Raw genomic sequence first — 24,827 nt, forward strand, 5'->3', positions numbered from 1 at the left:
AAAAAAAGCCAATGCAATTGCATTGGCTTTTTTTATAAAATTGAAACTGGTAGTTTCTAATTATAATTAGAAGTGCTCACCTCAAATGTAGAGTCTTTGGCGGCTAAATAACGTTCTGCGTCTAATGCAGCCATACAACCAGTTCCAGCAGCCGTAATAGCTTGTCTATAAACATGATCTGCTGCATCTCCACTCACAAAAACACCATCAATATTAGTTTTAGAGGTTCCTGGTTTAGCATTAATAATATAACCTGTTTCGTCTAAATTTAAATAGTCTTTAAATATATCTGTATTAGGTTTATGTCCTATTGCTACAAAAAATCCTGTTGCTGTAATTTCTTTTGTTTCGTTAGTTTGATTGTTTTTTACTCTAACTCCTGTAACTACTTGTCCATCACCTAGCACCTCGTCTGTTTCTGTATTAAATAGTATCTCAATATTTTCGGTATTTGCTACTCTAGCAGCCATAATTTTAGACGCTCTAAATTCATCACGCCTAACTAGCATAGTCACTTTTATACAAAGCTTTGATAAGTAATGTGCTTCCTCGCAAGCACTATCTCCTGCTCCAACAATAACTACTTCTTGATTTTTATAAAAGAATCCATCACAAACTGCACATGCAGAAACTCCTCCTCCAAGTTTTAAATATTTTTGTTCAGAATCTAAACCTAAATATTTAGCACTAGCACCTGTAGAAATAATAACAGTATTGCAGTGTATCTCTTTTTCATCATTAACCCACACTTTATGAACATCTCCTGAAAAATCAACTTTAGTAATCCAACCAAATCTAACGTCAGTTTCAAAACGTTCAGCTTGCGCTTGAAGCTCCATCATCATTGCAGGTCCAGTAATTCCTTCAGGATAACCAGGAAAGTTTTCAACCTCATTAGTTGTTGTTAACTGTCCACCTGGTTGAGAACCTTGGTACAAAACAGGTTTCATATTAGCTCTGGCTGCATAAATGGCAGCAGTATATCCTGCTGGTCCAGATCCTATAATAAGACATTTTACTTTTTCTATTGTATCAGACATATTGAAAATTTATAATACAAAAGTAGTTTTTTTGATAGAAACCTTACAGTTAAGTTATCAACAGAAATTATGAATTAATAAATTTTTACAATAAAAAAAAATCGGCTACAAAACCGATTTTTAACTTCTTAAAGATTGAATTGATTTTTAATTAAGCAGTTTCTTGAAATTCCTTATTCTTTCTCTTTAAAATTTTTAAACCTTTTTCAAGAGCATCTATAATATCGTCTGCTTTATGGCTTGCTTTATTAGCTGCAATTCCTAAATCTTCGTTTAATTTTGCTTTACCAACTTTAACAGATTCTGTAAGATCTTCCTTTAAAACTGAAGCATCTTTTTTAATTACATCTGTAACGGTTAAACTTTCGTCTTTTATATATTCTCTAGTTTTACTGCCTTTATCTGGTGCAAATAATACACCTAATGCAGCTCCTACTGCAGATCCTAGTATTAGTCCTACTACTACTGTTCCTTTATTTATCATGATTTTTCTTTTTAATTAAACTTTATCTATTAATCTATAAAGTTTCTAATATGTTACAAACAAATTCTGTACCAAGGAGTTACACTTTGATAATAATAATTAAAAATAGTGCATAAAAAAAGCTCAGTAAAAAACTGAGCTTTAAAAGTCGGGGTGGCAGGATTCGAACCTGCGGCCTCCACGTCCCAAACGTGGCGCGATAACCGGGCTACGCTACACCCCGAAAATAGTTATCAAGTTCTAAAACTATTAAATTTTAGAAGTGCAAATATACTTTACTTATTTAAATAACAAACTATTTTTATTGTAAATTGTACAAAAGATAATTATTCAATTATGAAGCCTATTAAATTCTCTTACTTTTTACTTTTATTAATAGCGTTAACAACATGTGCACAAGACAAGAATCCAATTAATAAAATGAACTCCCACGAAGTAGTGGTCTCTGATTTAAATAATCCTTGGGGATTTGTTTTTTTACCAGATGGAGCTATGCTTATTACAGAAAAAGAAGGAAAAATAATTCATTACAAAGACAATATTAAAACAGAAATTGATGGGTTACCAGAGATTTACGTTCGTGGACAAGGTGGATTATTAGACATCAACATACATCCTAAATACAATGAAAATCGATGGATTTATTTCTCTTATGCTTCAACAAAAGGAGATGGTGAAGGTGGAAATACAGCGATAATGAGAGCAAAAATCAAAAAAAACACTCTAGTAGAAAAAGAATTGCTATATAAAGCAGAACCAAATACTACTAAAGGTCAACATTTTGGATCTAGAATTGTGTTTGATAAAGATGGCTACCTATACTTTAGTATTGGAGAGCGTGGTGAGCGTGATATAAACCCACAAGATCTTACACGAGATTGCGGGAAAATTTACAGATTAAATGCTGATGGAACAATACCTGATGATAATCCTTTTGTTGGTTTTAAAAATGCAAAAAAAGCAATTTGGTCTTATGGACATCGAAATCCACAAGGTATGAAACTAAATCCTGAAACAAACGAAATCTGGTCACACGAACATGGTCCAAAAGGAGGCGATGAAATTAATATTATTAAAAAAAGCAAAAACTACGGTTGGCCAATTATTACCTACGGTGAAAATTACTCTGGCACTACTATTACAGATCAAACAAAAAAAGCAGGCATGGAACAACCTTTACATTACTGGGATCCATCTATTGCGCCTAGTGGTATGGCTTTTATTTCTTCAACAAATTATGGTGACTGGAAAGGAAGCTTGCTTGTTGGCTCATTAAAATTTAGTTATTTAGATCGTTGTCAAATAAAAAATGGGAAAATTATTAAAGAAGAAAGACTGCTTGACGGTATTGGCAGAGTTCGCTCCATAGAACAAGCTCCAGATGGTTTTATTTATGTTGGTGTAGAAAATTTAGGAATTGTTAAATTAATAAGAAAACAGTAATGAAAAATCTTAACTACTTTTCGTTTTTATTTCTATTAATTTTTGCCTGTAATTCTTCAAATAAAAAAATAACTCAAAACTTTGATATTGAGAGTCAAGACTTTTTAAAAGGCAAAGAAATTTATACTGATTTTTGTATGCAATGTCATATGGATAATGGTGAAGGTATTCCAAAAATATTTCCACCTTTAGCAAAATCTGACTACCTTAAAAACAATAGGATAAAAAGTATTAAAGCAATTAAATATGGCTTAGCTGAAGAAATTACCGTTAATGGTGAAATATATAAAACAGTAATGGCTTCTCAAGGTCTAACAGACCAAGAGATTGCAGATGTAATGAACTACATAACAAACAGTTGGGGAAACGAAAACACATCGTTAATAACTGAAGAAGAAGTTTCAAAGATTGAACGCTAATAATTTATTTCAAATTCCTAAATTTGTTTGGTTAAATTAAAATTAAAAACATGCTTATAATAGGAATTGCTGGTGGAACTGGTTGTGGTAAAACTACAGTGGTAGAACAAATAATGAATGAATTACCAGAAGGTGAAGTTGGAGTGATTTCTCAAGATTCTTATTACAAAGATACTTCAGACATGGCTTACGATGAACGTGTAAAAATCAATTTTGATCACCCAAAATCTATAGATTTTAAATTATTAAGGCAACATTTAACAGCTTTAAAAGCTGGGAAAAGCATTGAACAACCTGTATATTCTTTTGTAGACCACAATAGAAAAAAGGAAACCATAACTATACATCCAAAACGAGTAATGATTGTAGAAGGCATTCTTATTTTAAGTAAGCCAAAAATTCGTGACATGTTCGATATAAAAATATTTGTTCACGCAGATAGCGATGAACGTTTAATTAGACGTGTAAAGCGTGATATTGCAGAACGTGGTAGAGATATAAATGAGGTTTTAACGCGTTACCAAACAACACTTAAACCTATGTATCAACAATTTATTGAACCAATGAAAGAGTATGCAGATTTAATAATACCCAACAATAAATACAATACGGTAGCTGTTGATATTGTAAGAACAATAATTAACGAAAAACTAACTTAATGCTGAAGTATTTTAAAAATATATTCTTAATCATTTTTGTTGCATTTACCATTTGGATGGTATTTATAGATGGCAACTCATTATTAATTCACAACGAATTAAATAATGATATCGAAAAACTTGAGAATGAAAAAGAATACTACAGAAAAGAAATTGTTAAAGACAATAAAGCAATTAAAGAATTAAAAAAAGAAGAAGGTCTAGAGAAATTCGCAAGAGAAGAATACTATATGAAACGAGATAATGAAGACATATACATTATAGAATACCAAGACAGTTTAAAAGTTAATAAAGATGAGTAAAAAGCTATTTAGTGATTTTGACAGTGTATCTGCGAAAGCATGGAGACAAAAAATTCAAGTAGATTTAAAAGGCGCAGATTATAACGACACTTTAATTTGGAACACTCCAGAAGATATTAATGTAAAACCTTTTTATCATAAAGACGATTTTGAAGGCAAACCTTTTATAGAAGTCTCTTCTAATACTTGGTCTATTTCCCAGTCTATATTTGTTTTTGATGTTGAAAAATCTAACAAAAAAGCAATAAACGCAATAGAAAGAGGTGCAGAAAGTATTACGTTTATTTTACCTACTAAAGATGTTAAAATAGTTTCACTGCTTAAAAACATAGACGCTACTTCTACTCCATTATATTTTGAATTACAATTCATTGATATTGAATATGCAAATGAATTATCTAACACACAAGGCATTACTGTTTTAACAGATATAGTTGGTAATCTTGCGCGAACAGGGAATTGGTTTAATAATTTAGAAAATGATTTTGAGCAATTAACACAAATTGTAAAAAGTAGTAACAATACACTAAGTGTAGATTTAAGTTTATACCAAAATTCTGGTGCAACAATTGTACAGCAACTAGCATACACATTAGCACATGCAAACGAATATTTAAATCAAGATTTAAAAACAGAAATAACATTTAAAGTTTCAGTTGGAACAAATTATTTTTTTGAAATTGCAAAACTACGCTCCTTAAGAGTGTTATGGAAAACACTAGCTACAGAATATGGCGTTTCTAAAAGTTGTAAAATTATTGCAACACCAACTAAAAGAAATAAAACATTATACGATTATAACACGAATATGCTACGTACAACAACAGAATGCATGAGTGCCATACTTGGTGGAGCAAATACAATCTGTAATCTTGCATACGATGCTATATATCACAAGGATAACGAATTTGGTGAGCGCATATCTAGAAACCAACTTTTAATTTTAAAACACGAAAGCTCTTTTAATGCTGTAGAAAATGCTTCAGATGGTGCTTATTACATAGAGAGTTTAACACAACAACTTTCAGAAAAAGCGTTAATATTATTTAAAGATATAGAAAATAATGGAGGTTTTACTTCACAGTTAAAAAAAGGTTTAATTCAGAAAAAAATAAAAGAAAGTGCCACTAAAGAACAGGACGAATTTAATAATAGCAATATTACTTTACTTGGAACAAATAAACACCCAAATACAAGTGACAGAATGAAAGATAACCTTGAGCTTTATCCGTTTTTAAAGATAAATAGCAGGAAAACTTTAATACAACCCATTTTAGAAAGACGATTAGCCGAAACTTTAGAACAAAACAGATTAAAAGCTGAATAATTATTTAAAATAAAACTTTAACCGAATAGTAAATACGAATAATAAAAAATTAAAAACCATGAAAAAAATAATTTTCAAACTTTTAGCTTTATTAATTTTAGTTATATTTTCAAATTGTGACAATTCTAAAACAATAGATTACAAATACATAGAAAACCCAAATCCTTTAGCTTGTGATTATGAATGTGGCGATTTATATAAAGAAGCCGTTTTTTCTTTCGAAAATGACATTATTAACACCTACGACCCAAAATTTAAAAATCCAGCAAAATCATATTCTAGTTTCATTAACTATAGGTTAAGAGGTACCATGAAAGTTAAAGATGTTGCTAGCGAACATAGTTTAAAAATTGCTAAAGCACTAAAAAAAGACAATAGTATTTGGACAACTAGTAATGGGTTAACTGTAATAAATAAATCTCATCCTCTAGTTGATTGTATTGCAAATAACATAAAAGATAAAGACATAAAAGCAACATTTAATTCGCTATTAGCAACAAATAGTTTAAAACCAAGCTTAATATTACCACTATTAAGCAATAGCTCTAGATATATTCAAGCAGATGGTAGTTTAAAGTCTTACGTCGCTTTAGAGTTGTTTTATTCTCAATTACTTGATGTTGAATTAAAAGATTTAAAAAACCCAAATCCTCAACCAGAACCAGCAAAACCATCTGTAAATGGTTTTAATACTAATAAAACTCCTAAACCTGCAGTTCCTGCAAAAAGTTAATATCACTAAAGATTATAATTAATGTACTACATTAAACACACCATATTATCAATCATTTTATTTAGCATACAGTCTTGTGCAGAAAGTGTACAAGGAATGAAAAGTTGGATTGATGCAACTAGTATAGAGCAAGTACAAGGAGAATACCATTTACTTGCAGAAGATGGTATAAAAGTTTTTTTACCTAACCCTTTTAAAAAGCTTACTACAGAACAATACAAAAGCATAATTAAAACAATAATTACACCTAAAGCTTTTAAAATTGAAGATAAAAGACTAGAACAGTTAAAAAAATTAGAAGGCAATTTCAGTCTCCATTCGAGAATGGTGTAGACGATTATTTGAATAAATTAATAATGTAATGATTAGAAAAAACCTCCAACATATTAGTATAAAACCAGAAGAAAAAACGCTTCCAATGGAAGCAGACATCTTCCTAACTGCAGAAGACATTAATGTTAAGTCTAAGTACTCTAAATCCGATTTAAAAAACTTAGAGCATTTAGACTTTGTAGCTGGTATTGCTCCAAATTTACGTGGTCCATACTCGACAATGTATGTTCGTAGACCATGGACTATTAGACAGTATGCAGGTTTTTCTACAGCCGAAGAAAGCAATGCATTTTACAGAAGAAACTTAGCAGCAGGACAAAAAGGATTATCTGTAGCATTCGATTTAGCAACACATAGAGGTTACGATAGCGATCATGAGCGCGTAGTTGGTGATGTTGGAAAAGCTGGAGTAGCGATAGATACAGTTGAAGATATGAAAGTATTATTCGACCAAATTCCACTAGATAAAATGAGTGTTTCCATGACAATGAATGGAGCAGTTTTACCAATTTTGGCTTTTTACATTATTGCAGCAGAAGAACAAGGAGTTAAACCAGAACAATTAGCAGGAACCATACAAAACGATATTTTAAAGGAGTTTATGGTACGTAATACATACATCTATCCTCCTACACCATCCATGCAAATTATCTCTGATATTTTTGAATACACAAGTAAAAACATGCCTAAATTTAACAGCATTAGTATTTCTGGATACCATATGCAAGAAGCTGGAGCCACATGCGATATTGAACTTGCATACACTTTAGCAGATGGGTTAGAATACATAAGAAAAGGGCTTGCTGCTGGTATGGATATTGACACTTTTGCTCCTCGTTTATCTTTCTTTTGGGCCATTGGCATGAATCATTTTATGGAAATTGCTAAATTAAGAGCTGCGAGAATGCTATGGGCAAAAATGGTAAAAGAGTTTAATCCTAAAGACTCAAAATCTCTTGCCTTACGTACGCATTGTCAAACAAGTGGATGGAGCTTAACAGAACAAGATCCTTTTAATAATGTAGCAAGAACAACTATTCAAGCTTCAGCTGCTGCCTTTGGAGGTACACAAAGCTTACATACAAATGCCTTAGATGAGGCCATTGCATTACCTACAGATTTCTCTGCAAGAATTGCAAGAAACACACAAATTTTTCTACAAGAAGAAACACACATTACTAAAACTGTAGATCCTTGGGCTGGAAGTTATTTTGTAGAAAAACTAACAGACGGTATCGCAAAAAAAGCATGGTCATTAATAGAAGAAGTAGAAGAACTTGGTGGCATGACTAAGGCTATAGAGGCTGGAATTCCAAAATTAAGAATTGAAGAAGCTGCTGCTAGAAAACAAGCAAGAATAGACTCTGGACAAGACATAATTGTTGGTGTTAATCAATATGTATTAGAAGAGGAAGATGCTATAACAACTCTAGAAGTAGATAACCAAACTGTGCGATTACAACAAATTGAAGGCTTAGAAAAAACTAAAACCAACCGTAATATAGACAAAGTAACACAAGCACTAAACAATTTAACAGAAGCAGCAAGATTATCTAATAAATCTAAGAACTCATCAGTTAGTGAAGAGAATAATTTACTACATTTAGCAGTAATAGCGGCAAGAGAACGTGCAACTTTAGGAGAAATTAGTGACGCTTTAGAAGTTGTTTATGGAAGATATAAAGCGCAAATAAAATCATTTTCTGGTGTGTATAGTAAAGAAATAAAAGACGACTCAAACTTTAAAAAAGCTCAAGAATTAGCAGATAAATTTGCAGAACAAGATGGCAGACGTCCAAGAATAATGATTGCAAAAATGGGACAGGATGGTCATGATCGTGGCGCAAAGGTTGTAGCTACTGGTTATGCAGATGTTGGTTTTGATGTAGACATTGGTCCATTATTTCAAACACCACAAGAAGCGGCTAAACAAGCTGTAGAAAACGATGTGCATATTCTAGGTGTATCCTCTCTAGCGGCAGGACACAAAACTTTAGTACCACAAGTTATAGAAGCACTTAAAAACTATGGTCGCGAAGACATTATGGTAATTGTTGGTGGTGTAATCCCAAAACAAGACTATAAATATTTGTTCGATGCTGGAGCAGTTGCTGTCTTTGGGCCAGGAACTAAAATTAGTGAGGCAGCTATTACAATTTTAGAAGTTTTAATTGAGGAATAAATAATATTTATTTTTAATGATGACTATTCAATATACAAAGGAAATTGGGACACTTTTAATAAGATAACAGGAGTCGCTACTAACTCTGTTGGAGAAAAATGGAATTGTGTATTAAAAAGAATTAAATAATAATAATTTAAAAAATGGATAACACGCCTCTACACGCAAAATTTCAAGATAGGTTTTTCGCATCATCAATAGATTCTTTAATTATAGGCGGACTTACTTACCTACGCTGTAAATTACTTAAACATTGTAAATTTTAAAAGCTTTTGGGTATACTTGATAATTATACTACTGTCAATTACCTACAAACCCTATTTTGAAAGTAAATACAATACAACAATAGGTAAAATGCTGCTAAAACTAGAAGTAACAGATTGGGACTATAATTATATTAGTTTAAAAAAATCTTTTTTAAGAAGTTTAATTATAATAATTCCTTCTATAATATATATTCCTGCACACTATTTTGCTTTTAATAATGCATATATTCTTGATTCAAATGGGTTCTTAGAGTTTTCTACTAAAATGACAGAAACCTATCCAATGTTTATGTTAATTGTAAGTGTTTTATCATATGTTTCACTTGCAGACGTAATAGTATATTTAATTGATTTAAGTAAAAAACAAAGATCTTTAAAAGATTATATAGCAAAGACCTACGTTGTAAAAAAAAGTGAGTCCATTAATGATTAATTTTATAAGATAACAGTTTAGAAAAGAATATTTTAAGGTTCTTTATTTAAAGCAATATTATATTTATAAAAGCGTTTGTTTTACATAAATTATTTTCTAATGAAAAAAACATTCTGCTTTTTATTCTTATTTATCTCACTAAGTTCAATCGCTTTTGCACAAACAAACTTTACAGATTTAACAATAACTCTTAAAAATAAAAATGTTGGCTTTTTTGAAAATCAAGCTATCAATTTAACTTCCAAAACTACCAGTGAAATATTCAAATCATTAAGTGATAGTGATGGAAAAGCAACGTTTTCGCTTCCTACTAATGATATATATGAAATAAAAATAGCGAATTATACCAGAAAAAAAGAAATTAGAATTCCTGATATAAAAGGAGGCCAAATAACTAATATTTTCACTTACTCGACAAATATGGTAGAAATCCATAAAAAGTTTGAGATGTCTAATAGTGAAAAAAAAAAATGATAGATTTATTTCCGCTCTACCAGACACTTTGTTTTTAAAGTCTTCAAAGATGCTGAAACCAACTAAAAACAAAACATTCTATGCATATACAAGCATACAACTTAAAGACATTAGTAATGGACCACTGGCAAATGAAAGTATTATTATAACAGGCCTAAAAAATAAAAAATCTATAAAAACTAATAGAGAAGGTAAAGTTTATATATACTTGCCTAAAGGAGACACCTACACTATAAATTTTATCTACAATAAAAATTACGCAAAGTTTAATTCAGAATACAGTAAAGGCATGTCTGAAATAATATTAAAATATAGCTATTTAGGGACCAAAGAAATTGAAAGAAGAAATAAAATAGAAGCGCTGCGAATAGCAGAAGAAGAAAAAAGATTAAAAGCAGAAGAAGAGCGCTTTAAAACCAAATGCGAACTTCTAAAATTAACATTAGAAGAGTGCAAAGCAAGAGAATTAAAAGAATACATAGAGGCTTTAGAAATAGATAATCAAGACAATATTATTTCAAAAATTTTAGAAAGAAATAACTGGACAAATAAACTTATTGTTTGGGATCTCACTGGAAGCATGAGTCCTTACACAGCAGAATTATCTATATGGTATGCTCTTAATTTAGTAATAGAAAAAAACTTGCAATTTGCATTTTTTAATGATGGAGACGGTATAAATGATGATGATAAAAAAATTGGATTAACTAGTGGTGTTTATTACACAAACACGTCAAACACAAATGATTTAAACGCATTAATAGCAAAAGTTTCTTCTGCAGGAAGTGGAGGCGACTGCGAAGAAAACGATATGGAAGCACTAATTAATGCAACAAAAATGGCTAACCCTTTTAAGCAATTAATATTAATTGCAGATGCCGATTCTCCAGTAAGAGACATAGAACTTTTAAAAGATTTTAAACATCCAATACATATTATTTTATGTGGTTTTGACGACATTATTTTAGAAGACTACTTAACAATGGCTTGGAAATCTAAAGGCAGCATACATAACATACTAGATGATATTACAAAAATTGCAAATATGGTTGAAGGCGATAAAACACAAATTAGCTCTAAAGATTATAAAATAATGGGAGGAAATTTTATTCTTTTAAATTAGAGGTTTAAAATAATACATCAAAAATTAAAATGGTTTACAAAAAAGAAGTGAAGAGAAAAGTGTTTTTACTAATTCTAGTTTTAAGTTTTAATTTAAATTGTTTTGCTCAAAAAGAAGGGCAAGTCTTTTGCGAAGGAGATGAAACAGAAAGTTATTTTAGTTTATTATCTGCAAACAAAATAGTCTACTGGTACGACACTTATTACATTGAAAAAAAAGTAGGAACAAAAACTATAAATAACAAAGAGTATATAGAATATTCGCAAACCTGGGAAGAAGGATATGTTGCTAAATTATTTTTAAGACAAGAACAAGGTAGAACCTATCAATATGAAGAATGTTGCACTGAAGACACTCTTAGATTCGATGATAATTTTACAATAAATGATAAGTGGAAGACTGCAGATAAACTAGTTGAATATCAAGTTTTAGAAACAAATGTTGCATTAAAAACTCCTGTATGCAACTATAAAAACTTAATAAAAATAAAGTACAATTCTAAAGATGCTTTTTTTGAGTTTTATTACCTAAAAGGATTTGGTTATGTTGGTGCCAGTGTTGATGGAAAATTAATATCATGTGTTTCTGCAGAATTACTTCCCAAAAAAGACAATTAAGCTTTATTTTATCTAAACACAACACTGTATAATATAAGCACTAAGACTTTAACCAACTGTTAACAACTTCCGTTTTCTAAACCCATAAATAATTGTATTTTTACGTCTGAACTTATAAAACAAAGTTCCGTAATAAAACCAAATCAATTAATGGGTAAAATAATTGCCATTGCCAATCAAAAAGGAGGTGTAGGTAAAACCACAACTTCTGTTAACCTCGCAGCATCTTTAGGTGTTCTAGAAAAAAAAGTATTGCTTATAGATGCAGATCCACAAGCAAATTCTACCTCTGGACTAGGAATAGATGTAGAGGCTGTAGAGATTGGAACATACCAGCTTTTAGAGCACACTAATACTGCTAAAGAAGCAATAATAAAAACAAATACTCCAAACTTAGATATTATTCCTTCGCACATAGATTTAGTTGCTATAGAAATAGAACTTGTTGATAAAGAATCAAGAGAGTATATGCTTAAAAAAGCGTTAGAAGAAGTGAAAAACGATTACGACTTTATTATAATCGACTGTGCTCCTTCTCTTGGCCTATTAACACTAAACGCATTAACTGCTGCTGATGCCGTAATTATACCAATACAATGCGAATATTTTGCATTAGAAGGTTTAGGTAAATTATTAAACACAATAAAAAGTGTTCAAAAAATACATAATGTAGAACTTGATATAGAAGGCTTACTATTAACAATGTACGATTCGCGTTTGCGCCTATCTAATCAAGTAGTAGAAGAAGTACAAAAGCATTTTAATGATATGGTTTTTAAAACCATAATACAACGTAATGTGAAACTTAGCGAAGCACCAAGTTTTGGTGAAAACATAATTAATTACGATGCTTCAAGTAAAGGAGCTGTAAATTATTTAAGTTTAGCAAAAGAAGTAATAAATAAAAACTCCTAAAAATGGCGAAGGCAACAAAGAAACATGTTTTAGGCAGAGGACTTTCGGCTTTATTAAAAGACCCAAGTAATGATATAAAATCTGTACAAGATAAAAATGCAGATAAAGTTATTGGTAATATTGTTGAACTAGAATTGGATAGCATTGAAATGAATCCTTTTCAACCAAGAACTAGTTTTAATGAAGAAGCACTAAGAGAACTAGCTTCGTCAATCAAAGAATTAGGTGTTATACAACCTATTACAGTTAGAAAACTAGGTTTCGAAAAATACCAATTAGTATCTGGAGAACGAAGATTTCGAGCTAGTAAATCTATAGGCTTAGAGACTATTCCTGCTTATATTCGTATAGCAAACGATCAAGAAAGTCTAGAAATGGCATTGGTAGAAAACATCCAACGTCAAGACTTAGACACAATAGAAATTGCATTATCATACCAACGCTTAATTGATGAAATTCAATTAACACAAGAGCAAATGAGTGAGCGTGTTGGAAAAAAACGTTCTACAATTGCTAACTATTTACGTTTGCTAAAACTAGATCCAATTATCCAAACTGGAATGCGAGATGGTTTTCTGTCTATGGGACATGGTCGTGCAATTATTAATATTGAGGACCAAACCATACAATTAGATATTTACGAGAAAATATTAGCCAATAAACTATCTGTTCGTGAAACAGAATCTCTAGTAAAAAACTTTAATAATACTAACGAAATTGTGGTTCCTAAAAAAGCATCGCAAAACGAACTACCAAAATTTGTTAAAAAAGGAATAGCTGCATTTTCAGAATACTTTGGTCATAAAATAGACGTTAAAGTATCTAGTAATGGTAAAGGAAAAATAACAATTCCTTTTCATTCTGAAGAAGATTTTAATCGCATTAAAAAGCTAGTCCAAGGTGACAAATAAATTACTAATAACAGTTTTTAGTTTACTCCTTTGTTTTTCTGCTTTAGCGCAAGAAAAAAAAGAAGAGAGAAAGACAACAAAAGAAACAAAGTTGCAGCCTAATAAAAAAGCTAACGAATTGGTGGTTATACCTGCAGATAGCGCACTAGTGAGAAAAGAAATAGACCCATTACGTCCTTCTAAAGCTGCCTTCTACTCTGCTGTTTTACCAGGATTAGGACAAGCATACAATAAAAAGTACTGGAAAATCCCAATTGTTTACGCAGCAATAGGAACTGGTGTTTATTTTTATATAGACAACAACAAACAGTACAAAAGAGTAAGAGAAGCATACAAACGCCGTTTAGGTGGTTTTGAAGACGACGAATTTCAAGGTAGACTAACAGATGATGGTTTAAGAGAAGCACAAAAATCTTTTAGAAGAAACAAAGAACTATCACTTTTAATAACCTTTGGTTTATATGCTTTAAATATTGTAGATGCTAACGTAGATGCACATTTACTGCAATTTAATGTCGACGACAACTTAAGTTTTAAACCGCATTATAAAATAGACGAATTCGATAATAAAGGACGTGTAGGTTTAACAATGAGCTTTAAATTAGACTAATAACACTCGTTTTTCAGAAAAATAGATTCAAGTTAAACAGCCGAATAATAAAATATAATTTATGAAAATCGCTTTACTAGGTTATGGTAAAATGGGAAAAGCTATCGAGGCTATTGCCTTAAATAGAGGTCATGAAATTGTATTAAAAACATCTCAAGCAGTTACTTCTAAAATTACAATTGCAGATATTGCTATAGACTTTAGCATACCTAATGCGGCATTTAATAATATTTCAAACTGTATAAATAATAATGTTACAGTAATTTCAGGAACTACAGGTTGGCTTGAAGATTACAACAAAATCACTTCTTTATGTGAAGAGAAAAAAGGAGCATTTATCTATGCTTCTAATTTTAGCTTAGGCGTCAACATCTTTTTTGAGCTTAATAAAACCTTAGCAAAAATGATGTCTACATTAGAAAATTACAAAGTAGATATTGAAGAAATCCACCACACACAAAAGCTTGATGCGCCTAGTGGCACTACTATTTCATTAGCAAAAGACATTATCACAAATAATGCTAATTATAGCTCATGGCAATTAGATGGTAACGCAAAAAAAGTATTGCCAATTACAGCAAAACGTGTAGAAAATGTTCCTGGAACACACAATATTACATATAAGAGTAATGTAGACACTATAAAGCTTGAACATATTGCACATAATCGTGAAGGCTTTGCATTAGGAGCAATAGTTGCTGCAGAATGGTTGTTAGGCAAAACAGGTGTTTACACCATGAAAGATGTGTTAAATATTGGTTAACTAAAAATAAAAATGTAACATTTGCGAAAGCAGATACACTAACAGTGTTTATTATAAAATTTCGATTATGAACGGTACACAATGGATTATATTCTTCTTTATTATTCAAGTCATTCATGGCTTAGCAACTTGGAAATTACACATAAAAGCAGGTCGTAAAGCCTGGGAAGCTTTTATTCCTGTTTACAACTCTGTTATATTAATGAAGATTATTAACAGACCTTGGTGGTGGACTATACTACTCTTCTTACCAATTGCAAACCTAATTATGTTCCCAGTTGTTTGGGTAGAAACTGCAAGAAGTTTTGGTAAAAAATCAACATTAGATACTTTTTTAGCGATTATTACTTTAGGCTTTTATAATTTTTATTTAAACTACGTTGAAGATGTAAAGTATGTTGAAAACAGAGGTCTAATTGCAGGAAGCATTGCTGGAGATTGGATTAGCTCTATATTATTCGCTATTGTAGCAGCGACTATAGTTCATACTTACGTCATGCAACCATTTGTTATACCTTCTTCTTCTTTAGAAAAAACATTATTAGTTGGAGATTTTCTATTTGTAAGCAAGTTTCATTATGGAGCAAGAGTACCAATGACTACTGTAGGTTTACCAATGGTACACGATTCTATTCCAAAAACTAAAACTAAATCTTACTTATTTAACGATAAATACGAAGAACGAAACACCTCTTGGATAAACAAATTACAGTTGCCATATATGCGTTTGCCAGGTTTCGAAAATATCGAGAGAAACGAAATTGTAGTATTCAACCAGCCAGCAGATACGTTGCTGAACATGAACGATTTTACACCAGACAGGAACTACTACAAACCAATCGATAAAAAAACCAATTTAGTTAAGCGCTGTGTTGGAATACCTGGAGACAACTTAGAAATAAAAGCTGGAGATGTTTATATAAATGGTGAGAAAAATGTATTATCAAAAAGAGCACATTTACAATTCTTTTATAATGTAAAAACAAAAGGAGACATTAGACAACTGTTTAACAAATACGAAATAACCGAAAGCAGTGGTTACGTGACCTATTATATAGAAAACAAGTATTTAGAAGACCCAAAACTTAGAGATTTTATTAACTCAAGTGCAGATATAGAACTTAAAGTTATAGGCAAAGACTCTATTAAAACTGAAGTTTCTGGAAATGTAACACAACGTTTTTTCAATCGTTTAAACATGTCTGTTGCAAATACTAACTATATAGGTAACATGACAGAAGAATTAGCCGCTAAAGTAGCTAAAGATCCAAGTGTAATTTCTTTAGAAAAAGTAAATTCTGAAACAACAGACAGTCGCTTATTCCCACAAGATTCTGAATACGCTTTCACAGCAGATAATTTTGGGCCTATTTATATTCCCAAAAAAGGAGAATCTTTAGAACTTACAATTGAAAACTACCCATTATATAAGCGAGTTATTGGAGAGTATGAAAGAAACATAATTATTTCTCGTGGAAACCAAATTTTAATTAATGGCGAAGTTGCAACTAGTTACACCTTTAAACAAGACTATTATTGGATGATGGGTGACAATAGGCAAAATTCTATAGACTCAAGATATTGGGGATTTGTACCTTTCGATCATGTTGTTGGAAAACCTGTGTTAGTTTGGATGAGTTTCGATACCGTTAAAAAGAAAATACGCTGGGATAGATTGTTTACAACTGTACATGGTACTGGCAAAACAACCTCTTACTTAATTCCTGTAATATTATTAATTGGTGGACTAATAGCTTTTAACCGTTTTAGAAAGCGTAAGAAGAAATAAATTATGGATAATGAGTTATTAGAAAGCTTATTGAAAGCACTTGAATTTTCACCAACTAATAGTGAATTAAGATTTCAAATCGCTAAAATATATTTAAACAGTTTTAAATATACTAGAGCAGAAGAGCATCTTATTATATTATTAGATAGTAACAATAATAAAGAATACAAGTATCTTTTAGCAAAATGTTATTACAATCAAGAAAAATATAATTTAACCGAAGTTATTCTAGAAGAGCTAACAGAAAATAGCAATAACATAGAATACCTAGAGTTGTATTGCAACGCGTTACTTAAACTAGAAAACCATTCTGAAGCTTTATCGGTTTATCAATCAATTCTTCAAATAGATAATAGGTATTTTAATCCAGATTTTGAATCTGTTTTTAAATTAGCAGTTACTAGCGAAGAAGATAATTTTGTAGATGAAGACGCTATCGCTTTATTTAAAAAACCCAACGTTAATTTTAGTAATGTTGGTGGTATGGATAATGTAAAGGAAGAGATAGATTTAAAAATAATTAAACCATTACTTCATAAAGATCTTTACAAAGCCTTCGGAAAAAAAATAGGTGGCGGCATTTTACTATATGGACCACCTGGTTGCGGTAAAACTCATATTGCAAGAGCTACTGCTGGTGAAATTGATGCTAACTTTATTAATGTTGGCATAAATGAAATTTTAGACATGTGGTTAGGTAATTCTGAAAAAAATCTACACGAAATATTCGAAACAGCAAGAGAAAATAAGACATATGTTATTTTTATTGATGAGATAGATGCACTAGGAGCCAACAGAAACGATATTAATAAAACAGCAGGTAGAACAGTAATTAACCAATTTTTATCAGAGTTAGATGGAATAGATTCTAATAACGATGGTATTCTAGTGCTAGGTGCTACAAATACACCATGGTATATAGGTCCTGCTTTTAGAAGACCTGGACGTTTTGATCGTATTATTTTTGTGGCACCACCAGATGAAAAAGCAAGAGAATCTATTTTTAAAATTCAATTAGAAGAAAAACCAACAGAAGGTATAGACTTAAAGCAATTGGCTAAAAAAAGCAAAGAATATTCTAGTGCAGATATTAAGTTTAGCATAGATATAGCTATTGAACAAAAACTACTAGAATCTTTTAAAGATGGTATTCCAAAACCGCTTAAAACAAAAGATATTATTAAAGCATTTGGTAAAATTAAACCATCTACAAAAGAATGGTTTGGTTCTGTAAAAAACTATGCTTTATATTCAAATGATTCTGGTTTGTATGATGATATTATTACATACTTGAACATAAAAAAATAATGGAAAGCCCAAATTTACAGAGAGGTATTCAGTTATTTGAATTAGGAAGATATAAAGAATCCATTCCATACTTTCAAAATGCACTTACAGAAAACTCTGAGAGCTTTACAGCCAAATACTTATTAGCACAATGCTATTTTCAATTAGATGATATCGATAAATCACTAACGGTAGCTACGGATTTAAGAAAAGAATATCCGAATTTATCTGATGTTTACTTTCTTTTATCACAAATATATCTTAACAAAGGAAATAAGAAGGAAGCGAATGAAAACATAGAAAAAGCAATAGAAATTAATCCTCATGATGAAAATTATTTTGGACAAAAAGCATATATATTAATTAATAATAAAGAGTTCAATAGCGCTTTAGAATTTTCAAATGAAGGCTTAAGAATTAACTCAAAAAGCATATTCTGTTTAAATGTAAGAACAACAGCTCTTACAAAACTAAATAGAAAAGAAGAAGCTGCTTCTTCTATAGAAAACCTACTAAACGACAATCCAGAAAATGCTTACTCACATGCAAATGTTGGTTGGTCTCATTTAGAAAGTAATAAACCCAAAGAAGCCTTAAAGCATTTTAAAGAAGCATTAGTACTAGATCCTAATTTAGATTATGCAAGAAGCGGTATGGTTACTGCAATGAAATCTAAAAACAAGGTATATAATCTTTACTTGAGATATGCCTATTGGATGAGCAACAAATCTCAAAAAAATCAATATATTTTTATTATTGGGCTATATATTACTTATCGTTTTGCATTAAATATGCTGTCATCAAGTGGCTTAACAGTTATTGCTATTCCGTTAATAGTTGCCTATTTGCTATTTGCTTTAGGAAGTTGGATTATGGATCCATTGTCTAACATGATTTTAATGTTCGATAAATTTGGGAAGTACCTTTTAGATAAAGAAGACAAATTAAGTGGGCAGATTATGTTTGGGCTTTTAGCAAGTTCACTCCTGTTTTTTGCAATCTATTTTGTTTTAAACAAAGTATTGTTTGCTTTAATTATTGTAGCATGTTTGGCAGCAATTTTACCATTAACACGAGCTGCGCTTTCAAACGACAAAAAATCTAAAATTATTAATTATAGTTATGGAACGCTAATATTATTAGTTGCTGCTTTTGGCACCTCTTTTGGTTTTCCTTTCGATACAGTTGCAACAGCTGTTGGTTACTATTTATTGCCTATACTTGGTTAGGCAGTTTTTTACTAAAATAATGACAATACTTATCCATCCAACCTATTTTCCAACAATAGCAACATTTGTTGCTTTGTTAAAAGCACAGAATGTGGTCATGGAAATTAAAGATAATTACCAGAAGCAAACCTATAGAAACCGTTGCTATATTTATGCTGCAAATGGAAAACTACAACTAAGTATTCCTGTTGTTTTTAGTCAAAAAAACAGACAAGAATATAGCGAAGTCAAAATTGCTAACAATTACAAATGGCAAGATAACCACTGGAAATCTTTAGAATCTGCTTATAGAACTTCTCCTTTTTTTGAATTTTATCAAGACGAATTACAACCACTTTTTACAGAAACTTTTGAGACTATTTTAGATTTTAATTTGAAATGTTTTCAAGTCATTTGCGAATGCCTTCAACTTGAGATAAACGTTTCTAAAACTGAAGTTTTTGTAAAAGAACCTAAGAATATAAAAGACTATAGAACTTTAGTTCATGCAAAAAAAGAAACTTTAATTCCTTTAGAACCTTACACTCAGGTTTTTGATGATAAACATGGTTTTATTAATAACTTAAGTATTTTAGATTTACTTTTTAATGAAGGAACAAATGCTATTAATTATCTAGAATCTCAAAGTATATTATAATGATTGAGCCTTTTGTACATTATGGTGTTCATTTTTTATTGCCTTTAGCAATAGCTTTATATTTCTATAAAATAGTTTGGAAAAAAGCATATATAATAATGGTATTAGGTATGATAATAGATCTAGATCATTTGCTGGCAGACCCAATTTTTGAAGCCAACCGCTGCAGTATTAACTTTCACCCATTACATAGTTATTATTTAATACCACTGTACATACTTTTAGTATTCCCAAAGAAAACAAGATGGATTGGTCTTGGTCTATGTATACATTTAATTGCTGATGCATTAGATTGCAGGATGATGAGCTATTGAAGTTTAAATCTCAACTATACTTTTACCAACGTAGTCTAAAATTTAAAGACTAACTCTTGTCATAATAGGATAATGGTCTGAATACTCCATATCGTAAGTTTTAAAACTATTGATTGAAAATGCTGGATCTACAAAAATAAAGTCTATTCGCATTGGAAAGAACTTTAAATTATGTGTTCTACCAAATCCATTACCAGCGACTTTAAAGGCATCCTTAAAATCACCTTTAATTTGCTTATAGACATAAGAAAAGGCAGTATTATTAAAGTCTCCACAAATTATAGTTTTATAACTACACTGCTCTTTATGTTTTAAAAACAACTCTGCTTGAGTTTGTTGCATTTTAAATGTTTTACCAACACCAATAAATAGTTTTTCAGATTCTTCTGTAGTTAGATTCTCAACTTTTGGGTCTATGTGTAAAGATTGTAAATGAATATTATAGACTCTAATAGTATCCTTACCTTTTAAAACGTCTACATAAATAGCATTATTATAGGTATTTGGAAACGCTATAGAACCAGAATTTATAATAGGAAAGTTTGAAAAAATAGCTTGACCATATTTTTTATTTTTACCAAGAAGCTTTTCGTATTTATACTTATAAAAAGACAGCTTTGTACTTTCGCGTGGATGGTATTCTTGTAGTGCTAATATATCTGGCGCTTCAGTTTTTATAAAATTTACTAATTTTTCTTCTGTGTCATCATTGAGAATCCATTTATAGAGATTAAATAACCTTACATTATAATTCATTATGGATATATTGTTTTCACTGGGTAATGTTTTAGACTCAGAAAACTTATATAAAGAACCAAAAATAAAATAACCTATGGTTAAAATAAATAACGATAGTAGCAACTGTTTTTTAATTTTAACTAACCAGTAAATAAAAAATAAGACATTTATAATAATTAAAACGGGAACGCCTAAGCCTAGTACAGAAAATGCAGCAAAAGTTTTTGGTGGTAGTAATGGTAAAACATAAGATAACAAGAGTATAAAAACCACAACAGAATTGAAGAAGAACATGACTTTCTCGAAAAACTTTAATTTTCGCATAACTATTTTCCCGCTTTAAATAGAAACTCTTTCTCTTTGGTAGATAAGCTCTCGTAACCGCTTTTGCTTATTTTATCTAAGATAACATCTATTTTCTTTTGGTTATTAAACTCACTAAATTCACCTTTAGTATAACCTCCAACTTTAGATTTGTCTTTATAAACTGTTTTAAGGTTATTAGATTTGGTACCATTAAACAAACGTGTTAAACGCTCAAAACCCTTTCCTATATCATTACCTTTATCTAATTGTTTGGTATAAATATATCCTAAAAGTACACCACCTAAGTGTGCTAGTTGTCCTCCTGTATTTGCTAAAGGAATAAGCGCTATAAAAGAAATAACATAGAGTGTTGCAAAAACCCAAAGCTTAAGCTTAAAAACACCAAAGAGATTTAATTCGTAATTAGGCGAACGTGTAGTTGCACCTAACAATATAGAAAATACTGAAGCAGATGCACCAAATAAAATTGCGTTTTCATTAATTAAAGCAGGAAATACATTATAAGAAATTATAAATATAATACCGGCAAAAATACCACCTAGAAAGTAATAGTTAATAAATTGCTTTACTGAGAAAAAAGTTAAAAATATCCTTCCAAAATAATACAAAGCAATCATATTGCCTAATAAATGCCAAAACCCAAAATGGAGAAAATTATAAGTAATAATAGTCCAAAATCTAAAGAGTATTTTGCTTAAATTTTCCGGTAGTGCTAAATATTCTGAAAAAAGCGTTAAATGACTCTTAGTTCCTAAAAAAAATATAGCATTAAAAACAGCTATAATCGCAAATATTCCAATATTCACAAAAATAAATTTCTCGTGAATTGGTGCTATTTTATACTTTACTTTAAGATCTGTTAATAAACTCATTAATTAACTCTATTTTTTTAAATTAGTCTTTTCTTCCAATACCACATGATTATAAAACCTGTAATAGCACCTCCTATATGTGCCATATGCCCAATATTTGTTGATGCTAATAACGGTGTTCCTGTTAATATTACAGACATTACATCTCCTCCTACATAAAACATTACTAAATATTTTAATTTTACTGGAATTGGCGGAAACATTAAAACAAACTCTACATTAGGAAATAAAACAGCTGTTGCTACAATAACACCCATTACAGCGCCAGAAGCACCAAGACTAATTTTATTAAAATTACTAACTAAATTTTTAAAAGAGCTCTCTGTCAATACACTTTCCCAAGCTGGTGAATATTTACCATTAGTTAACGTTGACATGACATCCAACTTATTAAAACCAGAATTTGACAACGTATTTAAAGCTAATTCAATTTGAATGTAATCGACTAAGACACTCAAAATAACAGCTCCTAATCCTGCAGAAAAATATAAAATTAAAAATTTATTTTTACCTATCGCTTTTTCTAATAAGGTACCAATAAAAACAAGTAATAACATATTAGAAAGCAAATGCATAAAATCAAGATGCATAAAAAGATGCGTTACTACTTGCCACAAATGAAAATCTGTATTTAAAGGATAGTACATAACCATCCACTTATTAAACAAAGTAGTATCTGCTAGAGTTATAGATGCTATAAAAAATATAACATTTATAAGAACAATGTGTTTTACGGTTTCTGTTAACTTAATCATTATACAAATTTTCTGTCTAATTCATCTACACTCATGGTAATAAATGTTGCTCTATTAGTTGGCGAAACATTTGGTTCTTTACAGGCAAAAAGTGAATTCACTAAATGTTCTTGTTCTATAATTGTTAAACTTTGTCCTGTTTTTATTGCCAAAGATTTTGCTAGAGATTTTGCTAACAAATCGGTTGCACTAAAATTACTGTTTGGAACTTCGTTTTCTACATCGCTAATTAATTGCTCTAAGATTATAGATACTTCACTTTCTGGAACGCTTACTGGAACGCCAGAAATTTCAACTAATTCTCCTTTTATAGTTTGAAAAATAAAGCCTGTATGTTCTAAATCTGTTTTAAGTTGATTTATAATTTCTATTTCCTGTGGCGAAAAATGAAGCTGTAAAGGAAACAGTAACTGTTGACTCATTGCTTCTTTAATAGTCATATTCTTTAAAAAATCTTCATATAAAACACGTTGGTGTGCTCTATGTTGATCAATTAACAATAAGCCAGATTTTATAGTACTTATTATGTATTTATTATGGAACTGATAAGTACTCTGCTTCTGCTCTACTTGATTATCTTTATCAAAAATAGATTCGTTTTTATTATCACTTTCAAAATGAACTTCACTAAAGTCTTGTTGTGTTTTTGTGCCTTTAGACTCTAAACCAACGTATAAACTGTCCCAATTTGCAGTGGTTTGGTTTTTAAAGGCTGTGGTTTGTTTTCCTGGAATCTGCTTATCTTGAAACGGATTAAAATTTCGGTCTACCTCTACAGAAGGTGTGCCTTTTTGTTGGTAACTGTATGGAGTGTCTAAATTAGCATCACGCTCAAAATCTAAAACTGGAGCAATATTAAATTGCCCTAAACTGTGTTTTACAGAAGAGCGCAAAATGGCATACAAGGTATGCTCATCATCAAACTTGATTTCTGTTTTAGTTGGATGTATATTTATATCTATGGTTTGTGGATTAACCGTTAGGTTTAAAAAGTAACTAGCATGTGCACCATCTTTTAAAAGTCCTTCAAAAGCAGAACCTATAGCATGGTTTAAATAAGCACTTTTAATAAATCTATTGTTTACAAAGAAAAATTGCTCCCCTCTTGTTTTTTTAGCAAATTCTGGCTTACCAACAAAACCAGAAATTTTTAAAACCTCCGTATCTTCATCAACTGGAACTAATTTTTCGATTGTTTTTGTTCCAAAAATATTAACTATGCGTTGTCTATAATTACTTTCTGGAAGATTAAACGTTTCGCTTCCATTATGAAACATAACAAAACTAATATTAGGATGCGCTAATGCTACACGATGAAATTCGTCTATAATATGTCTAGTCTCTACTGCATTAGACTTTAAAAAATTTCGCCTTGCAGGAATATTAAAAAACAGATTCTTCACTGCAATTGAAGTCCCTTTTGGTGTTACTACAACTTCTTGACAGTTTACAGTACTACCTTCTATTAAAATGCTAGTTCCAACATCTTCATTCTCTTGCTTTGTTTTTAATTCTACATGTGCAATTGCAGCTATACTTGCCAGTGCTTCTCCTCTAAAACCTTTTGTGTTTAATTGAAAAAGGTCGTCTGCAGATTTAATTTTTGAAGTCGCATGACGCTCAAAACTTAATCGTGCATCTGTTACACTCATTCCTTTTCCGTTATCAATAACTTGAACAAGTGTTTTTCCAGCATCTTTAATTATAAGTTTTATTGCTGTTGCTTCAGCATCTATTGCATTTTCTAACAACTCTTTAACTACAGAAGCTGGACGCTGCACAACTTCGCCTGCAGCAATTTGGTTTGCAACGTGATCTGGTAATAGTTGGATAATATCTGCCATT

The 24,827-nt window shown here is 30.6% G+C and carries 27 protein-coding genes and 1 tRNA gene; 21 read left to right on the forward strand and 7 right to left on the reverse strand.

Features of this window, described 5'->3' with window-relative positions; all coding sequences use genetic code 11:
- Positions 1-56: 56 nt before the first annotated feature.
- The 3 genes from trxB to QNK89_RS08250 form a co-directional block, all read right to left on the reverse strand.
- Positions 57-1,040 (reverse strand): thioredoxin-disulfide reductase, encoded by a 984-nt coding sequence (gene trxB, locus QNK89_RS08240; RefSeq protein WP_340170530.1) that lies wholly within the window; start codon positions 1,038-1,040, stop codon positions 57-59.
- Positions 1,041-1,191: 151 nt separating this feature from the next.
- Positions 1,192-1,524 carry a YtxH domain-containing protein gene (locus QNK89_RS08245; protein WP_340170531.1) on the reverse strand — a complete coding sequence of 111 codons (333 nt, stop codon included), beginning with the start codon at positions 1,522-1,524 and terminating at the stop codon, positions 1,192-1,194.
- Positions 1,525-1,672: 148 nt separating this feature from the next.
- A tRNA-Pro gene (locus QNK89_RS08250) sits at positions 1,673-1,747 on the reverse strand.
- A gap of 113 nt (positions 1,748-1,860) precedes the next feature.
- Between QNK89_RS08250 and QNK89_RS08255 the strand changes: the two genes are divergently transcribed.
- From QNK89_RS08255 to QNK89_RS08355, 21 genes are all read left to right on the forward strand, one after another.
- Positions 1,861-2,967 (forward strand): PQQ-dependent sugar dehydrogenase, encoded by a 1,107-nt coding sequence (locus tag QNK89_RS08255; RefSeq protein WP_340170532.1) that lies wholly within the window; start codon positions 1,861-1,863, stop codon positions 2,965-2,967.
- Positions 2,967-3,386 carry a cytochrome c gene (locus tag QNK89_RS08260; protein WP_340170533.1) on the forward strand — a complete coding sequence of 140 codons (420 nt, stop codon included), beginning with the start codon at positions 2,967-2,969 and terminating at the stop codon, positions 3,384-3,386. The genes QNK89_RS08255 and QNK89_RS08260 overlap by 1 nt, the downstream gene beginning before the upstream one ends.
- A gap of 50 nt (positions 3,387-3,436) precedes the next feature.
- The gene (udk, locus tag QNK89_RS08265; RefSeq protein WP_340170534.1) at positions 3,437-4,045 is read left to right on the forward strand and encodes a uridine kinase; all 609 of its coding nucleotides are present in this window, start codon (positions 3,437-3,439) and stop codon (positions 4,043-4,045) included.
- Positions 4,045-4,347 carry a septum formation initiator family protein gene (locus QNK89_RS08270; RefSeq protein WP_340170535.1) on the forward strand — a complete coding sequence of 101 codons (303 nt, stop codon included), beginning with the start codon at positions 4,045-4,047 and terminating at the stop codon, positions 4,345-4,347. Before udk ends, QNK89_RS08270 begins: the two co-directional genes overlap by 1 nt.
- Positions 4,340-5,674: a methylmalonyl-CoA mutase subunit beta gene (locus tag QNK89_RS08275; protein ID WP_340170536.1), complete on the forward strand. Its 1,335-nt coding sequence runs from the start codon at positions 4,340-4,342 to the stop codon at positions 5,672-5,674. Before QNK89_RS08270 ends, QNK89_RS08275 begins: the two co-directional genes overlap by 8 nt.
- A 58-nt stretch (positions 5,675-5,732) precedes the next feature.
- Positions 5,733-6,407, forward strand: a complete 675-nt coding sequence (locus QNK89_RS08280) for a hypothetical protein (protein WP_340170537.1) — start codon at positions 5,733-5,735, stop codon at positions 6,405-6,407.
- A gap of 21 nt (positions 6,408-6,428) precedes the next feature.
- Positions 6,429-6,740 carry a hypothetical protein gene (locus QNK89_RS08285; RefSeq protein WP_340170538.1) on the forward strand — a complete coding sequence of 104 codons (312 nt, stop codon included), beginning with the start codon at positions 6,429-6,431 and terminating at the stop codon, positions 6,738-6,740.
- Positions 6,741-6,768: 28 nt separating this feature from the next.
- Complete coding sequence (scpA, locus tag QNK89_RS08290) at positions 6,769-8,922, forward strand: methylmalonyl-CoA mutase (protein ID WP_340170539.1); 2,154 nt, start codon at positions 6,769-6,771, stop codon at positions 8,920-8,922.
- A gap of 252 nt (positions 8,923-9,174) precedes the next feature.
- Positions 9,175-9,621: an RDD family protein gene (locus QNK89_RS08295; RefSeq protein WP_340170568.1), complete on the forward strand. Its 447-nt coding sequence runs from the start codon at positions 9,175-9,177 to the stop codon at positions 9,619-9,621.
- A 99-nt stretch (positions 9,622-9,720) separates the two neighbouring features.
- On the forward strand, positions 9,721-10,095 hold the full coding sequence (locus tag QNK89_RS08300; RefSeq protein WP_340170540.1) for a hypothetical protein: 375 nt from the start codon (positions 9,721-9,723) through the stop codon (positions 10,093-10,095).
- 49 nt (positions 10,096-10,144) lie between these two features.
- On the forward strand, positions 10,145-11,218 hold the full coding sequence (locus QNK89_RS08305; protein ID WP_340170541.1) for a hypothetical protein: 1,074 nt from the start codon (positions 10,145-10,147) through the stop codon (positions 11,216-11,218).
- A gap of 29 nt (positions 11,219-11,247) precedes the next feature.
- Positions 11,248-11,835 carry a hypothetical protein gene (locus tag QNK89_RS08310; protein WP_340170542.1) on the forward strand — a complete coding sequence of 196 codons (588 nt, stop codon included), beginning with the start codon at positions 11,248-11,250 and terminating at the stop codon, positions 11,833-11,835.
- 150 nt (positions 11,836-11,985) lie between these two features.
- Complete coding sequence (locus QNK89_RS08315) at positions 11,986-12,750, forward strand: AAA family ATPase (RefSeq protein ID WP_340170543.1); 765 nt, start codon at positions 11,986-11,988, stop codon at positions 12,748-12,750.
- A 2-nt stretch (positions 12,751-12,752) separates the two neighbouring features.
- On the forward strand, positions 12,753-13,661 hold the full coding sequence (locus tag QNK89_RS08320) for a ParB/RepB/Spo0J family partition protein (RefSeq protein WP_340170544.1): 909 nt from the start codon (positions 12,753-12,755) through the stop codon (positions 13,659-13,661).
- Entirely contained in the window at positions 13,651-14,271 is a 621-nt protein-coding gene (locus tag QNK89_RS08325) for a DUF5683 domain-containing protein (RefSeq protein WP_340170545.1), read from the forward strand. Before QNK89_RS08320 ends, QNK89_RS08325 begins: the two co-directional genes overlap by 11 nt.
- A 61-nt stretch (positions 14,272-14,332) precedes the next feature.
- The gene (gene dapB / locus QNK89_RS08330) at positions 14,333-15,034 is read left to right on the forward strand and encodes a 4-hydroxy-tetrahydrodipicolinate reductase (RefSeq protein ID WP_340170546.1); all 702 of its coding nucleotides are present in this window, start codon (positions 14,333-14,335) and stop codon (positions 15,032-15,034) included.
- A 67-nt stretch (positions 15,035-15,101) separates the two neighbouring features.
- The gene (gene lepB, locus QNK89_RS08335) at positions 15,102-16,823 is read left to right on the forward strand and encodes a signal peptidase I (RefSeq protein ID WP_340170547.1); all 1,722 of its coding nucleotides are present in this window, start codon (positions 15,102-15,104) and stop codon (positions 16,821-16,823) included.
- 3 nt (positions 16,824-16,826) lie between these two features.
- Positions 16,827-18,131: an AAA family ATPase gene (locus QNK89_RS08340; protein WP_340170548.1), complete on the forward strand. Its 1,305-nt coding sequence runs from the start codon at positions 16,827-16,829 to the stop codon at positions 18,129-18,131.
- Entirely contained in the window at positions 18,131-19,339 is a 1,209-nt protein-coding gene (locus QNK89_RS08345) for a tetratricopeptide repeat protein (protein ID WP_340170549.1), read from the forward strand. The genes QNK89_RS08340 and QNK89_RS08345 overlap by 1 nt, the downstream gene beginning before the upstream one ends.
- Positions 19,340-19,358: 19 nt before the next feature.
- Entirely contained in the window at positions 19,359-19,976 is a 618-nt protein-coding gene (locus QNK89_RS08350) for a WbqC family protein (protein ID WP_340170550.1), read from the forward strand.
- The gene (locus QNK89_RS08355) at positions 19,976-20,290 is read left to right on the forward strand and encodes a DUF6122 family protein (protein WP_340170551.1); all 315 of its coding nucleotides are present in this window, start codon (positions 19,976-19,978) and stop codon (positions 20,288-20,290) included. The genes QNK89_RS08350 and QNK89_RS08355 overlap by 1 nt, the downstream gene beginning before the upstream one ends.
- Before the next feature lie 42 nt (positions 20,291-20,332).
- Here QNK89_RS08355 and QNK89_RS08360 read toward each other — a convergent pair whose 3' ends face one another.
- The 4 genes from QNK89_RS08360 to mutL are packed head-to-tail and all read right to left on the reverse strand — an operon-like array spanning position 20,333 to position 24,826.
- A complete protein-coding gene (locus tag QNK89_RS08360; RefSeq protein ID WP_340170552.1) occupies positions 20,333-21,352 on the reverse strand; it encodes an endonuclease/exonuclease/phosphatase family protein in 1,020 nt (339 codons plus the stop codon).
- Between the two features lie 2 nt (positions 21,353-21,354).
- The gene (locus QNK89_RS08365; protein WP_340170553.1) at positions 21,355-22,227 is read right to left on the reverse strand and encodes a rhomboid family intramembrane serine protease; all 873 of its coding nucleotides are present in this window, start codon (positions 22,225-22,227) and stop codon (positions 21,355-21,357) included.
- 17 nt (positions 22,228-22,244) lie between these two features.
- Positions 22,245-22,982 (reverse strand): rhomboid family intramembrane serine protease, encoded by a 738-nt coding sequence (locus QNK89_RS08370; protein WP_340170555.1) that lies wholly within the window; start codon positions 22,980-22,982, stop codon positions 22,245-22,247.
- Entirely contained in the window at positions 22,982-24,826 is a 1,845-nt protein-coding gene (mutL, locus tag QNK89_RS08375) for a DNA mismatch repair endonuclease MutL (RefSeq protein ID WP_340170556.1), read from the reverse strand. Before mutL ends, QNK89_RS08370 begins: the two co-directional genes overlap by 1 nt.
- Between the last annotated feature and the right edge of the window lies 1 nt (position 24,827).

Origin of the sequence: Lacinutrix sp. (assembly GCF_037625555.1) — a bacterium.
In the GTDB taxonomy this organism is placed as follows: Bacteria; Bacteroidota; Bacteroidia; order Flavobacteriales; family Flavobacteriaceae; genus Lacinutrix.

Coding starts and splice junctions, on each gene's coding strand:
- QNK89_RS08275 (WP_340170536.1), top strand. CDS start 4,340: ATGAGTAAAAAGCTATTTAGTGATTTTGACAGTGTATCTGCGAAAGCA.
- dapB (WP_340170546.1), top strand. CDS start 14,333: ATGAAAATCGCTTTACTAGGTTATGGTAAAATGGGAAAAGCTATCGAG.
- QNK89_RS08320 (WP_340170544.1), top strand. CDS start 12,753: ATGGCGAAGGCAACAAAGAAACATGTTTTAGGCAGAGGACTTTCGGCT.
- QNK89_RS08280 (WP_340170537.1), top strand. CDS start 5,733: ATGAAAAAAATAATTTTCAAACTTTTAGCTTTATTAATTTTAGTTATA.
- QNK89_RS08370 (WP_340170555.1), bottom strand. CDS start 22,982: ATGATTAAGTTAACAGAAACCGTAAAACACATTGTTCTTATAAATGTT.
- QNK89_RS08340 (WP_340170548.1), top strand. CDS start 16,827: ATGGATAATGAGTTATTAGAAAGCTTATTGAAAGCACTTGAATTTTCA.
- QNK89_RS08285 (WP_340170538.1), top strand. CDS start 6,429: ATGTACTACATTAAACACACCATATTATCAATCATTTTATTTAGCATA.
- mutL (WP_340170556.1), bottom strand. CDS start 24,826: ATGGCAGATATTATCCAACTATTACCAGATCACGTTGCAAACCAAATT.
- QNK89_RS08315 (WP_340170543.1), top strand. CDS start 11,986: ATGGGTAAAATAATTGCCATTGCCAATCAAAAAGGAGGTGTAGGTAAA.
- QNK89_RS08270 (WP_340170535.1), top strand. CDS start 4,045: ATGCTGAAGTATTTTAAAAATATATTCTTAATCATTTTTGTTGCATTT.
- QNK89_RS08300 (WP_340170540.1), top strand. CDS start 9,721: ATGAAAAAAACATTCTGCTTTTTATTCTTATTTATCTCACTAAGTTCA.
- QNK89_RS08255 (WP_340170532.1), top strand. CDS start 1,861: ATGAAGCCTATTAAATTCTCTTACTTTTTACTTTTATTAATAGCGTTA.
- QNK89_RS08350 (WP_340170550.1), top strand. CDS start 19,359: ATGACAATACTTATCCATCCAACCTATTTTCCAACAATAGCAACATTT.
- QNK89_RS08260 (WP_340170533.1), top strand. CDS start 2,967: ATGAAAAATCTTAACTACTTTTCGTTTTTATTTCTATTAATTTTTGCC.
- QNK89_RS08355 (WP_340170551.1), top strand. CDS start 19,976: ATGATTGAGCCTTTTGTACATTATGGTGTTCATTTTTTATTGCCTTTA.
- trxB (WP_340170530.1), bottom strand. CDS start 1,040: ATGTCTGATACAATAGAAAAAGTAAAATGTCTTATTATAGGATCTGGA.
- QNK89_RS08365 (WP_340170553.1), bottom strand. CDS start 22,227: ATGAGTTTATTAACAGATCTTAAAGTAAAGTATAAAATAGCACCAATT.
- scpA (WP_340170539.1), top strand. CDS start 6,769: ATGATTAGAAAAAACCTCCAACATATTAGTATAAAACCAGAAGAAAAA.
- QNK89_RS08360 (WP_340170552.1), bottom strand. CDS start 21,352: ATGCGAAAATTAAAGTTTTTCGAGAAAGTCATGTTCTTCTTCAATTCT.
- lepB (WP_340170547.1), top strand. CDS start 15,102: ATGAACGGTACACAATGGATTATATTCTTCTTTATTATTCAAGTCATT.
- QNK89_RS08310 (WP_340170542.1), top strand. CDS start 11,248: ATGGTTTACAAAAAAGAAGTGAAGAGAAAAGTGTTTTTACTAATTCTA.
- udk (WP_340170534.1), top strand. CDS start 3,437: ATGCTTATAATAGGAATTGCTGGTGGAACTGGTTGTGGTAAAACTACA.
- QNK89_RS08245 (WP_340170531.1), bottom strand. CDS start 1,524: ATGATAAATAAAGGAACAGTAGTAGTAGGACTAATACTAGGATCTGCA.
- QNK89_RS08345 (WP_340170549.1), top strand. CDS start 18,131: ATGGAAAGCCCAAATTTACAGAGAGGTATTCAGTTATTTGAATTAGGA.
- QNK89_RS08305 (WP_340170541.1), top strand. CDS start 10,145: ATGCTGAAACCAACTAAAAACAAAACATTCTATGCATATACAAGCATA.